The sequence below is a fragment of the Kribbella italica genome (assembly GCF_014205135.1).
GTDB classification, from domain to species: Bacteria; Actinomycetota; Actinomycetes; order Propionibacteriales; family Kribbellaceae; genus Kribbella; species Kribbella italica.
Genome location: NZ_JACHMY010000001.1, coordinates 2,020,531 through 2,032,590, shown reverse-complemented (window position 1 = coordinate 2,032,590; position 12,060 = coordinate 2,020,531). Strand labels below are relative to the sequence as shown.

Below are 12,060 nucleotides of genomic sequence, written 5' to 3'. Positions count from 1 at the left end.
CGTCCGGCGCGGATCGGACCTGCGGAATTGGAAAGCGCTTGCTAGCGTGCTCCTGTGCGCACAGAATCCGAGCCGTCCTCGTCCGCCGCCGTCCCACCGTCCAGCCGACCGGACGGGCAGCCGGACGGGCAGCCGGTCGGGCAGCCGCAGGCCCCGTCGTCGTCCGCCGGCCCGGCGCGGCCCGTCGTCCTGCTGGCGATGAACGAGTCCAGCCGCGACCGGGTGCTGGTCCCGGCGGTGCGCGAGCGGCTCGACCAGGTCGCCGACGTGCTGCGGATCCGCGCCGACGGCACCTTCCTCGACGAGCCGTCGATCCGCGCCGCGCTCGCCGACGTCGACATCCTGCTGACCGGCTGGGGCTGCCCGCAGATCACCCCGGAGGTGCTCGACGCCGCACCCCGGCTGCGCGCGATCGTGCACGCGGCAGGCTCGGTGAAGCACTTCGTCACGCCGGTCGCCTTCGACCGCGGGATCCAGGTCACCTCCGCCGTCGTCGCCAACGCGCTGCCGGTCGCGGAGTTCACCGTCGCAACGATCGTGCTCAGCGGGAAGCGCGCGTTCCGGCTCGGCGAGGAGTACAAGCGGAGCAAGCACCGGCCCGACCCGAGCAACATCCCGGGCAACTACGGCACGACCGTCGGTCTGCTCGGCGCGTCACGGATCGGCCGGATGGTCGCGGAACGGCTGAAGGCCTTCGACCTCGACGTACTGATCAGCGACCCCTATCTGTCGGCGGACGAAGCCGCTGAGCTCGGTGCCGAGCTGGTCTCGTTGGACGATCTGTTCCGGCGCAGCGACGTCCTGAGTGTGCACGCGCCGCTGCTGCCCGAGACGGTCGGTCTGGTCGACGCGCGGCTGCTCGGGCTGCTGCCCGACGGCGCGGTCCTGATCAACACCGCCCGCGGCCGGATCGTCGACGCCGCCGCGCTCGAGGCCGAGTGCGTCAGCGGCCGGCTGGACGCCGTACTGGATGTGACCGATCCCGAGCCGCTGCTGCCGGACTCGCGGCTGCTCGACCTGCCCAACGTCTTCCTCACCCCGCACCTGGCCGGCGCCGTCGGCAACGAGGTCGCCCGCCTGGGCGAGCTCGCCGTCGGCGAAGTCGAACGCCTGGCCGCCGGCCGGCCGCTGCAGCACGCCATCAGTCCCAGCGAACTAGGAAGGCTTGCATGAGTCGCCTGATCCTCCCCGCCACCGATCGTGTCCTGTCTCGCCAGACCGGCTGGGTCCGCGGTCACTGGGAGGCACTGGCCGACCACCTGCTCGACTCGCTCGACCCGTACTTCTCCCCCGGCTCGGCGCTGGTCGAGCTGCCGGGCCGCCCGAGCCGATCCGGTACGGCGTCCGACGCGCTGGAGGGGTTCGCCCGGTCGTTCATGCTCGCCGCGTTCCGGATCGGGGGCGTACGCGGTGAGGGATGCGAGCAGCTGATCGAGCGGTACGCGCGAGGAGTCGCCAACGGCGCGAACCCGGACCACCCGGAGTCCTGGCTGCGGCTGACCCCGCGCTCGCAGCAGATGGTCGAGGCGGCCGCGATCGCCGTCGCGCTGCACGAGTCGCGCGAGTGGATCTGGGACCGGCTCGACCCGCGGGCGCAGGAACATGTCGCGGAGTGGCTCGGTGGGTTCATCGGGTCGACGACGCACGACAACAACTGGCGGCTGTTCCAGGTGGTCAGCGAGCAGTTCCTGGCGTCGGTCGGTGCGCCGTACTCGCAGGACGACATCGACGGCGGACTGGACCGGATCGAGGACTGGTACGTCGGCGACGGCTGGTACTCCGACGGCGACGGGCAGAACTTCGACAACTACATCGGCTGGGCGATGCACCTGTACCCGGCGCTGTGGACGCGGATGGCGGCGGCGACGCCGGGTGCTGTGTACGACGACCGGCTGAAGGTCTACCGGGAGCGGCTGGGGCTGTTCCTTGAGGACGCTGTGCATCTGGTCGGGAACGACGGGGCGCCGGTTTATCAGGGGCGGTCGCTGACGTATCGGATGGCCGCGGCGGCGCCGTACTGGATGGGTGCGTTGATGGACTCGACGCCGCTCTCGCCCGGTCAGACGCGGCGGCTGTGCTCGGGGATCGCGCGGCACTTCGTGCAGCACGGGGTGCCGGACGAGCGCGGGCTGCTGACGCTGGGTTGGTACGACACGTTCCTGCCGACGACGCAGCAGTACTCCGGTCCTGGCTCGCCGTACTGGGCTTCGAAGGGTTTCGTCGGGTTGCTGCTGCCGCCGGAGCATCCGGTGTGGTCCGCGCCGGAGGAGTCGATCCCGCTGGACGACGAGGACCAGATCCGCTCGATGCCGGCACCTGGATGGATCGTCCACAACAGCCGGCACGACCAACTCGTCCGCCTGATCAACCACGGCGCCGACCACGCGCCACTCGCCGAGCCCGAGGGCGTCGAACCGCCGGTCGACTCGCACTACGACCGTCTCGCCTACGCCAACCACGCCGGCCCCGAACTCGCCGACAACACCCCACGCATCGACAACCTGGTCTCCCTGGTCGACCAACAGGGCCGCACCAGCACCCGAGGCCGAATCCGCCGCCTAGGCGTAGGAGCCCGTACGGCGTCCTCATGGCACAAGGCCTGGCTGGGCTCCGAGGGCCCCTGGCCCATCGAAACCACGTCCATCGTCCACGGCAGCCTGGAAATCCGAGCCTCCCTGGTCGAAGGACCACCAGCATCCCTGGTCCGCAGCGGCGGCTACGCAGTAGCCGCAAACACGTTGCCCGCAGCAACCGCCGGCTCCGCCGCAGCGGGTGCCGCCGGCCCGACGCTCGGCTCCTCCAGAGCGGGTGGAACCACCGGCTCGACATCCGGCTTCCCCGAAGCAGGTGCAGCCACCGGGCCGACATCCGGCTCCGCCGAAGCGGGTGGAACCACCGGCCCGTCCCCCGCAGCGGGTAGCAACTCGGGCTCTCCCAGCACCTCTGCCGGCGCTGCTGCCTCAGCCACAGGCGACGTGTCCGCCGGCATGTCGGCCTCCTCAGCGCCAGCCGTATGGGCTTCCGCAAGAACAGCGGAAGGCCTCCAGTCCTCGGTCGTCGGTCTCCACGGCTACACATCAGCCGGCGTTCACCGCGGGCTCGGGGTGAACGCTTTCGGGCCGCACTCGGCCACGCCTTACCTGACCGCGCCTCACACCGGCGAGCCGGCAGTGCTGGTTCACGCTGTGTTGCTGACCCGTGACGAGCTGGCCCCGCAAGCGCTTGCCGAAGGCATCGACGTTCAGGTGGACGGCCGCGAGATCACCATCACACTCCCCGGCGGCGGCACCGAAATCGTCGTGCTCGGGAACCGCTGACGACGTACGGTCGGGGGATGCCTGAACCATCCCCCACCGACGTCCTCGCCGAAGCCGTCGGCGCCGACCCGAGTACCGCCAACCAGGAGAAGTTGTGGTCAGCAACGTTCTCCCTCGAGCGCTGGTGGTTCGTCCAGCGCGGCGAACCGGACAACCCGCAGCCGTTCGTCGGTGTCAACAACGACCAGCCGTTCCTGATGGCCTTCACCACCGCCGAACGGGCCCGTGGCTTCGCGGTCGCGAACGGCCTGGCCGCGGCCGGCGACGAGGTCGAGGTCCTCGCCCTCACCCCCACCGACGCCGTGGCCCAGGCGCCGGTCTGGCTGCAGCAGGGCATCGCGGCGATCACCTTCGACCACGGGACCAGCGGCTACTTCGCCCCGCTGGGCAACCTTCCCGCGATCCGGTCGCACGTCGCCGACGGGATCTGACACGCCGTTAGGACAGCCTCGCCAACGGTGAGAAATCGCCCGAACACCATTACCTTGGTGGACATGAGCACGTACGCGAAACTCCTGCAGGAACAGATCCGCAACGAATTCACGGCGTCACAGCAGTACACCGCGGTGGCTGTCTGGTACGACGACCAGGACCTCCCGCAACTGGCCGCGCACTTCTACAAGCAGTCTCTCGAAGAGCGCAACCACGCGATGATGATGGTCAAGTACCTGCTGGATCTCGACATCCGCCCGCAGATCCCCGGAGTCGGCGAGATCGTCAACGACTTCAAGGCCGCGCTCGACCCGCTGGAGCTCGCGCTGCAGCAGGAGATCACGGTCACCAAGCAGATCGAGACCCTGGCCCGGACCGCCCGCGACGACGGCGACTACCTCGGCGAGCAGTTCATGCAGTGGTTCCTCAAGGAGCAGGTCGAGGAGGTCGCCGCAATGACGACGCTGGTCAACGTCGCGAAGCGGGCCGGCGACAACCTGTTCCACCTCGAGGACTACCTGGCCCGCGAGACCGTCGGTGACGCGGGTGCCGACCCGACCGCTCCGGCCGTGGCCGGCGGCAAGGTCTGACGGACTGTTCCACCCGGGAGTTTCGGGGCCTCCGTACTGGTACGGCGGCCCGCTCCCCCGCGCGGTTACCAGGAACCGCCGCCTCCACCGCCTCCGCCGCCACCGGAGGACCCTCCGCTGAAGCCGGAGGAGCTACCGCCACCACCACCGCTGCCCGCAGGGGCCGGCGGCGGGTCGAAGGTGTGCGAGACGGTCTGGCTGATGCTGCCGGCCGCGAATCCTGAGGTGTAGTACGACGGCCCGCTGTACCAGTACGGGTCGGCCGGGATGCGTCCCGCCGCGACCAGCTGCGCGCAGACCCGCTGCCACCGGTCGGCCAGGTCGAACGCGATCGCCCAGGGCAGGTACTTGCTGAAGATGTCCTCGCCCTCCTCGAAGCGGAGTTGCTCCGCCTCGGCCGTGGACAGGTACAGCCGGAAGCCGATCAGCTGGTCGGTCACCGCGCGGCCGGCGGCGTTGCGCCGGCCCTTCGCCCGCTGCGCGACAACGGTGCCGATGGCAACGATCACCGCGAGCACCGGCAGGCCGATCACGACCGCGCGGCCCAGACCGCCGGTGGCGGCGCCGACCGCCGTACCGATCACTCCCGCGCCGAAGACCCAGATCCCGATCATCGCGATGCACGCGCACGGGAAGACGCCGGACAGTTGCTTGCCGCGGGCCGCCCACGGCATCCGGGTGTACCAGTCGCGGGCCTTCACCTGCTGGCGCAGCGCGTCGATCATCCCGTCGTGCGCCTGCCGCATCGAGTTGTCGCCGGTCGGGCGGCGTCCGAGCGTGAGCGTGGTGCCGGGCACCAGACCGGGGAACAAGTTCTGCACCAGGACCTGCTCGTGCGGCGCGGTGGCCAGCGCCGGGTTGAGCAGGACGGCCTTCTGCTTCTCGCCGGTGTTGTCGATCCGTACGGCGCCGCGCACCGCGAGGTCGATCAGGGTCGCGGCGGTCTCGGTCGTGTTGGCCTTCGCGTCGATCAGCAGACCGCCCTCGCCGACCGGGATCGGCGGCGGGGAGAACGCGACCGGGATCTGGTCGGTGGTCAGCGTGTCCTTGACCACGGCAACGGTCGCGCCGTTGGGCGGGAACGCGCCGGGCGGCATTCCGGCGTACCGGAGATCGCGGTTTCCGCGTTTCCCGTAGAGGATCGCCGCGGCCAGGCCGGCCAGCGTGACGAGTCCGGCGGTGACGAGGCCGGGGACGTTGATGCCGTTGCGCTCGAGCCAGGCGGGCGGGTCGACGACGATCGGGGTGTCGTTGGCGACGACGCCGGGCTTGATGCCGGCGACGATCGTCAGGCCTTCGTCGCGATCCAGACCGGAGGCGGTGAAGATCCCCTTGCCGCCGGCCACCGACTTGCCGCCGCAGGACTGCTCACTGCCCTGGACGCCGACGAAGCAGTCGACCCGCTGGACGCCCTCGGGCACCTCGACGCTGACGGCGATCTGCCGGAAGGTCGCGTCCCAGCCGGTGCCGGTCGTGTCCCAGTAGAGCTCGCTGTGGTCGTCGAAGTGCCGCAGCGCGCCGCGGACGTCGTACTCGATGACGTACGTCGCCTGGCGGCCCGCGACCGTCTTGTCGGCCGAGCCGATCTTGATCTGGATCGACTGGTCGCGCTGGGTCCGGCTCTTCTCGGTCGTCGTCTCGAACTCGTCCGGCGCTTGGCTGGGACTGCTGACCTTGATGTTGGAGACCTGGTACTCCTGGTCCTTGGAGTCGTCGTCGACCCACGGCTCACGGGTGACGAGGTTGCGGTAGATCCCGTGCCGCCCCGAACTGCCGAAGCTGTAGTCGATCGTCTCCTTGACGTGCAGCACACCGTCGCGTTCGACCGTGTAGTCGATCTGCATCCGGTTGACGACGTCACCGAGGTCGTTCGGTCGGGCATCGGCCGGCAACGCCCACCCGGCCAGAACAAGCCCGGTGAGCAGCGTGACCACAGCGGTCCAGAGTCCCCTTCGCATGCCGCGACAGTACCGAGGTCTCAGTCCACCGGCGTCGCTACACGGCAAGAAGCCTTGGCCTCCCCCACAGTTCACGTCCTCTGTGCCACCTCGGAATGAGCGGATAGGGTCGGTCCATGGCCTCGCCGGCACAGACTCGTCGTCGTAACTGGTGGGCTGTCGCTGGTGCGGTCGTTCTGGTGATCGCGAACGCGGTGTGGGCCCGGCTGTCAGGAAGCTCGGAATGGACGAACCCAGCAATTGTCTTGGCGCCAATTGCTGCGATGATCGGCGCAGCGGCCGGGTGGGGAGCAGCGGTGCTCGCGGAGCGACGTTCCCGCTAGAGCCGGGTCAGGTCAGTTCCCCGCCGCGCCGACGCCGCTAGAGCCGGGTCGGGCCGGTTCCCGGCCGCGCCGACGCCGCTAGAGCCGGGTCGGGCCAGTTCCCGGCCGCGCCGAGCGCCGCCCGCTGTCACGCGGCCGGCCCAACCCCCTCAAGTACCAGCCACCGATCGGGAGCCGGTGCTTGCTGAGGTTGTCCCCCTGTGTCCTCATAGCGATGGGGCTAGAAGCGGTCGAGGCGGCAGCCGGCCAGGGTCTCCTCGGTGGTGCCGTTGACCAGCTCGCTGGCGACCAGGCGGCCGACGCCGGGTGCGAGGGTGACTGCCGCGTGCATGACCGCGACGTACAGACCGGGAACGTCGGCGACCGGTCCGATGATCGGCTCCTCGTCGGCCGGCATGGGACGGTGGCCGACTCGGGCGCTGAGGAGCTCGACGCTCTCGGCGCCGCGGAAGGTGGAGTGGATCGCGGCCAGCGTGCGCTCGGGTGAGTCGGCAGCCGCGATGAGCCGGTCCGGCGCGACCTGCCGAAGATCGAAGTCCTGCGTGTTGACCACCGTGCGGACCAGGCCGGCGGGAGCGCGGAACCGGAAGAGCGTCGCCGGTGACGGCTCGACCGGCACACTCACGCCGATCGACGCGGCCAGCGTGGCTGTCGCGACACCGGCCGAGAGCACGACCGTCGTACCAGTGAGCGGCCCTTCGGCCGTCTCGACTCCGGCGACTCGACCGTCGGCGTCCCGGCGGACACCGCTGACCGGGACGTCCAGGTGCACCTGCGCGCCGTACTCGCGAGCACCGGCGATCAGGTGCTCGGTCAGGCCGACCGGGTCGACGGCGCCTTCGTCGGGTCCCCACACTGCCCACTCCGGTGGCTCCCGCAGGTTGGGCTCGAGCTTCACCGCCGTGGCCGCGTCGACGAGCTGCTGCCCGGGCTTGGTCTGCGGCGCGCTCTCCCCCACGCGCCACGACAACGAGCCGGACCAGGTCACCGGAAGCCCCGGCAGCTCGGCCTCCAGCCGACGGTATTCGTCAGTCGCCATCACCCGAAGGCCGGCGGCGACGCCACTGCCCAACGACGACGCGATCCAGGCGAAGGAGTCCGCCGTCACGCCACCACCTGGCCGTCCGGCGTCGACCAGCGTCACGGCAGCGCCCGCTCTGGCTGCGTGGTAGGCCACCGAGGCACCGACGATGCCGGCGCCGACGACCACGATCTGTGTTCCTGCCGACGAGTTCACCTTGCCTACGGTATGTCCGCAACAGCCCCATCAGCTGCGGGTTTTTCTCCGGCCGCTCTGATCGCGGCCTCGACCAGGTCCGCCGCGGTGGTGTCGCGCGTACGCCGTCCGCGGTCGTAGTACTGCGTCGTCGCGATGCTCGCGTGCCCGACGTCGGCCTGGACGTGCTGGATCCGCGCGTCCTGCTCCAGCGCGATCGTCACGTACGCGTGCCGCAACGCATGCGGATGCACCTTGTCCGCAACGTCTTCCAGCGCCGGACCAGCCTGTACGGCGACCCGCCGCAGCAACGCGTTCACGTCGAACCGCGAGCACCGGGCGCCGTCCCGCGTCGCGATCAGCGGACTCGTCGCCTTCCCGTTGGTCCGCCCGCGGAGCGCCGGGGTGCTCGTCTCCTGCAGCAGATCGCGCTCTCTCAGGTATCTCTCGAGCGCCTCGGCCGCGAGTGTCGTCAGGTACACCTCACGATGGACGCCGCCCTTGCCCAGCACTCGCAGCATCGGCTCGCCGCCGGAGACCACCAGATGCTGGCGATCGAGCCCGACCAACTCCGACACCCGCAGGCCCAGGGTCAGCAACGCGACGACCGCCACCGCGCGGGCGGCGTACAGGTCCTTGAAGCGCGTCCTGTTCGGCAGCTTGGCCGCTGCGTCGAGCAGCGCGTGCAGCTGCCCGGCCGTCAGCCGGATCGTCGGTGAAGCATCCCGCGAGCTGCGGTTGAGCCCGAGCCGCGCCCGGTTCAGTGCTGCCGGGTTCGCCGGTACGACGCCGGTCTCGGTCAGATGCCCGTAGAACGCCGACAACGTACTCAGCATCCGCTGCCGCGTCCGCTTCTCCGCTCCGGCGGCATCCAGCAGGTGCAGCCAGGCCTTCACTTCGCGCCCGGTCGCCGCTCGGGGATCCATCCCTCGCCCAGCGCACCAACGGAACCAGGCCAAGTCGTGCAGCGGGCCTTCCCGCCGCGAACTTGAGCTTCCGGCTCGCGGACTCCCGCTCCCCGGAGGGCTGGTCCCCTCGGCGCTCAGGTCTTCCCCGGCGACCAGGTCCACCCAGGCGATCGGCAGGCCCAGGGCGTAGCCGTACGTCCGTCTCGTTCCGGCGTTCGCGTACTGGCTCAGCCAGTCGGCGACCTGCTCTCTCAGGGTTTCCGGGTCGTCAACTCCCGGCCAGGTTCCTTCCGCGCCAACGATCTGGTCGTTCTCCCCAGCCTCTTCCCGTGCTCGCCGGGCAGCCTCCAGCACGACCAGTAATCCGTCCATGACGCCCATCTTCGCGCCCGGCACAGTCCGCTCCGGCTTCCCACTCCGCAGTCTTCCGAACAGACTCACAAAACACTGGTTTCGCGGTAGTTAGGTTTGGTTTTGGAAACGCCGAACCGGTTTCCGGGTTTTCTAACCTCGAACATCTAGGGTCTGAGCATGATCGTGGACGCCGGAAGATGCGGCTACAGCAAGTGCCGGGCCGAGCTGCCCGCTCCGGGACTCCAGGGCGGACGCCCGCGGACTTTCTGCCGGGAAACCCGCTGGGACGGCGGCCGGACCTGCGCCCAGATGGCCCGTGCGGAGAAGGAAGCCCTGGGCGCGCTGGGCCTGGACGCCGGCAGCAGCACTTTCCGCCTCGACGCCGAACGCCTGCGCGACCAACTGGACGCCGTCCGCGGACCGGTGGAAGCACTCACCACCGCGCTCGAGTCGGTAACCAACCGGTTGGATGTAGTTGAGGCGACAGCTGTGGCTGCGGTGGAGACGGCCAACGCGCAGGTTGCGGAGGCTGAGCAGGCGCGTTTGACCGCAGAGCAGGCGCGCGAGCAGGCCGAGAACAAGACCCGCCAGAGCCAGGCCGCCGCAGAGCGCGCTGCCAAGGATCGGACCGAGGCGGTGGAACGCGCTTCTGCCGCCGCTCGCCAGGCCCTCGACGCGACCGAAGCCCTGGGCGCCGCCCGCCAGCAGGCCGAAGAAGCCGGCAACGCCCGTCGAGCGGCCGAGACCCAGGCGGCCAAAGAAGCAGAACGCGCCGCCGGCACCGACCGTCAGCTCCGGGAGATCGCCATCGCGGCCGAACGCCTGCTGGTGGAACGAGATGCGGCCCGCCGCGAACTCGAGTCCGCGCACCGCGAGGTCGAGTCGGCGCACCGGGAACGCGAGGACATCCGCGCGGAGCGCGACACGCTCAGGACCGACTGCGACCTGCTCAGGACCGATCGCGACCTGCACCGTTCCGAACGCGACACTGCTCGCGAGTCCGAGGCGGCACGTCGTACGGAAGTAGAAGCGGCGAGCGCTGAGCTGCAGACCGTCCAGAACGCGCTCTCCCACCAGGAACAGAAGACGCGAAACTCCGCAGCTCAGGCCGAGGCGTTCGAGCAGCTCATCGCAGCCCACGAAGCCCTTCGCGCCCGCACCGACCAACTCCAGGACCAGGCCACCCGAGCATCGACCGAGCTCGAAGCCGCCAAGGCCCAACTCGCCACCACGACCCGCCTCCACCCGGAGGACCTGCAAACCCTCGTCGCCGCCGTCACCAGCCAACGCTGAGCGACCCTGACCGGCCGGGCCTGCGCGACGTGGATCGCCTGCCGCGGGCTGATGGGCGTCGGCGGATCGCTCGCCACGCCGTCCACCAAGGGGCTCAGCACAGTCGTTCACCTGCGTCCTGTCGCTCCAGGTGGTCACCTCGGTGGGGTTGCCAGTAGCAACTAGGTCAGACGACGGGGATGATCCCGCCGTCGACGCGGAACTGGGCGCCGGTGAGCCACTTGGCGCGGCTGGAGGCGAGGAACGCGATCATCTCCGCGACGTCCTCGGGGTCGCCGGGGCGGCCCATCGGCACGTTCAGGTGGTCCACGATCTGCTGCTTCACGTCGTCGAGGCCGCTGCCCTGCTGGTCGGCCAGCTGCTGCAGGTGGTTCGCGGCGCCTTCGGTCACGACGAAGCCCGGCAGCACGCACACCACGCGCACGCCGTCCTTGCCGACCGCCGTTGCCAGCTCGCGGCTGTAGGCGTTGAGCGCCGCTTTCGCCGCGGCGTACGACGCCTCGGTCGGCTGCGGAAGGTGGCTGGCGATCGAGGAGACATGTACGACGACCCCGGACCCACGCTCGACCATCCCGGGCACCAGCGCGCGGTCGAGCCGGACCGCGCCGAGCAAGTTCATCTCGAGGTCGGCCAGCCAGGACGCGTCGGTCCGCTTGAGCGTCGGCATCGCCGCGCTCGCGGCGCCGGCGTTGTTGACCAGCACGTCGACACCACCGACGCTGTCCGTCACCCGACGGCCGAGCTCGGCCGCGTCCTCCTCGGACCGCAGGTCGGCGGGAATGAAGACCGCCGGCAGATCCTCCGGCGGCGCGGTGCGCGAGGCGGCCAGCACGGTGGCACCGGCCGCGGCGAAGCGTCGCGCGGTCGCCTCTCCCAGTCCCCGGCTCGCACCGGTCACGAGCACGCGCAACCCGGCGAGTCCTTCGTCGGCGAGCATCATCGGACGTCCTCCTTCAGTAAAGTGAACCTGACTCCGGAAACTGTACAGGCTAACCGGAGTCCGACTCACCTTATGGAGGATCCGTGCCCCCAGCCCGTCCGTTGCGCGCCGACGCGCGCCGCAACCGTGAGGCTCTGCTGACCGCGGCGCGGGAGGAGTTCCTGTCCGACGCCGACGCCCAGGTGGACAAGATCGCCCGCCGGGCCGGCGTGGCGGTCGGCACGTTGTACCGGCACTTCGACACCCGCGAAGCGCTCATGGCGGAGGTCTACCGGCAGGAGGTCGCCGACCTCTGCGCCGCTCCCGAGCAACTCCTGGCCGACCGCGCCCCGGACGAAGCCCTGCGCGCGTTCCTGCTGCTGCTCGTGGAGCACGCTGCTGTCGGCCGAGGGATGGGTGAGGTGCTGGAGAGCATCATGGCGACCGACTCACCGGTGTTCGAAGACGCCCGCGACGAGATGGCCCGCGCCCTGGACGAGCTGCTCGCGGCAGGCGTCACGGCCGGACTCGTCCGCGAGGGAGTCAGCGGGCGGATCGTCCTGCGCGCGCTCGGCGGCATCTGCGGGATCCGCGCGGAAGGCTGGAAGGAGGACGCCGTACGCATCGCGAACATCCTCTACGACGGCCTCCGGTACGGCGCTCGCAACAGCTAGCGCCGGCTGCCACGGCTGCCACGGCTGCCACGGCTGCCACGGCACGATACGGATCGAGATCACCACCCGCGGCGAG

Annotated in this window: 10 protein-coding genes; 6 read left to right on the top strand and 4 right to left on the bottom strand. The window is 70.2% G+C overall.

The genetic code is table 11. The features are described 5' to 3' along the window. Positions 1–54 precede the first annotated feature (54 nt). The 4 genes from HDA39_RS09525 (at position 55) to HDA39_RS09505 (ending at position 4,339) form a co-directional block, all read left to right on the top strand. Positions 55–1,173, top strand: a complete 1,119-nt coding sequence (locus HDA39_RS09525) for a hydroxyacid dehydrogenase (protein WP_184794857.1) — start codon at positions 55–57, stop codon at positions 1,171–1,173. Then, positions 1,170–3,317, top strand: a complete 2,148-nt coding sequence (locus HDA39_RS09520; RefSeq protein WP_238356017.1) for a DUF2264 domain-containing protein — start codon at positions 1,170–1,172, stop codon at positions 3,315–3,317. The genes HDA39_RS09525 and HDA39_RS09520 overlap by 4 nt, the downstream gene beginning before the upstream one ends. 17 nt (positions 3,318–3,334) lie before the next feature. Next, positions 3,335–3,748 (top strand): hypothetical protein, encoded by a 414-nt coding sequence (locus HDA39_RS09510; protein ID WP_184794856.1) that lies wholly within the window; start codon positions 3,335–3,337, stop codon positions 3,746–3,748. Positions 3,749–3,811: 63 nt separating this feature from the next. Further along, on the top strand, positions 3,812–4,339 hold the full coding sequence (locus HDA39_RS09505) for a ferritin (RefSeq protein ID WP_184794855.1): 528 nt from the start codon (positions 3,812–3,814) through the stop codon (positions 4,337–4,339). A gap of 65 nt (positions 4,340–4,404) precedes the next feature. Here the strand turns inward: HDA39_RS09505 and HDA39_RS09500 are convergent, their stop codons facing one another. The 3 genes from HDA39_RS09500 to HDA39_RS09490 all read right to left on the bottom strand — a co-directional run bounded on the left by HDA39_RS09500 (position 4,405) and on the right by HDA39_RS09490 (position 9,116). Next, the gene (locus HDA39_RS09500; protein WP_184794854.1) at positions 4,405–6,297 is read right to left on the bottom strand and encodes a DUF2207 domain-containing protein; all 1,893 of its coding nucleotides are present in this window, start codon (positions 6,295–6,297) and stop codon (positions 4,405–4,407) included. 543 nt (positions 6,298–6,840) lie between these two features. Further along, on the bottom strand, positions 6,841–7,857 hold the full coding sequence (locus HDA39_RS09495) for an FAD-dependent oxidoreductase (RefSeq protein ID WP_184794853.1): 1,017 nt from the start codon (positions 7,855–7,857) through the stop codon (positions 6,841–6,843). A 5-nt stretch (positions 7,858–7,862) separates the two neighbouring features. Next, positions 7,863–9,116 carry a tyrosine-type recombinase/integrase gene (locus HDA39_RS09490; RefSeq protein WP_238356016.1) on the bottom strand — a complete coding sequence of 418 codons (1,254 nt, stop codon included), beginning with the start codon at positions 9,114–9,116 and terminating at the stop codon, positions 7,863–7,865. A gap of 159 nt (positions 9,117–9,275) precedes the next feature. Here HDA39_RS09490 and HDA39_RS09485 point away from each other — a divergent pair, with 159 nt between their 5' ends. Beyond that, the gene (locus HDA39_RS09485) at positions 9,276–10,391 is read left to right on the top strand and encodes a coiled-coil domain-containing protein (protein WP_184794852.1); all 1,116 of its coding nucleotides are present in this window, start codon (positions 9,276–9,278) and stop codon (positions 10,389–10,391) included. A gap of 166 nt (positions 10,392–10,557) precedes the next feature. Here the strand turns inward: HDA39_RS09485 and HDA39_RS09480 are convergent, their stop codons facing one another. After that, a complete protein-coding gene (locus tag HDA39_RS09480; protein ID WP_184794851.1) occupies positions 10,558–11,331 on the bottom strand; it encodes an oxidoreductase in 774 nt (257 codons plus the stop codon). A gap of 83 nt (positions 11,332–11,414) precedes the next feature. Between HDA39_RS09480 and HDA39_RS09475 the strand changes: the two genes are divergently transcribed. Continuing rightward, complete coding sequence (locus tag HDA39_RS09475) at positions 11,415–11,984, top strand: SbtR family transcriptional regulator (protein ID WP_184794850.1); 570 nt, start codon at positions 11,415–11,417, stop codon at positions 11,982–11,984. Positions 11,985–12,060 lie beyond the last annotated feature (76 nt).

What these genes read in the sequence shown, in the direction of transcription:
- HDA39_RS09520 (WP_238356017.1), top strand. Translation starts at nt 1,170, where the DNA reads ATGAGTCGCCTGATCCTCCCCGCCACCGATCGTGTCCTGTCTCGCCAG.
- HDA39_RS09510 (WP_184794856.1), top strand. Translation starts at nt 3,335, where the DNA reads ATGCCTGAACCATCCCCCACCGACGTCCTCGCCGAAGCCGTCGGCGCC.
- HDA39_RS09505 (WP_184794855.1), top strand. Translation starts at nt 3,812, where the DNA reads ATGAGCACGTACGCGAAACTCCTGCAGGAACAGATCCGCAACGAATTC.
- HDA39_RS09500 (WP_184794854.1), bottom strand. Translation starts at nt 6,297, where the DNA reads ATGCGAAGGGGACTCTGGACCGCTGTGGTCACGCTGCTCACCGGGCTT.
- HDA39_RS09490 (WP_238356016.1), bottom strand. Translation starts at nt 9,116, where the DNA reads ATGGACGGATTACTGGTCGTGCTGGAGGCTGCCCGGCGAGCACGGGAA.
- HDA39_RS09485 (WP_184794852.1), top strand. Translation starts at nt 9,276, where the DNA reads ATGATCGTGGACGCCGGAAGATGCGGCTACAGCAAGTGCCGGGCCGAG.
- HDA39_RS09480 (WP_184794851.1), bottom strand. Translation starts at nt 11,331, where the DNA reads ATGATGCTCGCCGACGAAGGACTCGCCGGGTTGCGCGTGCTCGTGACC.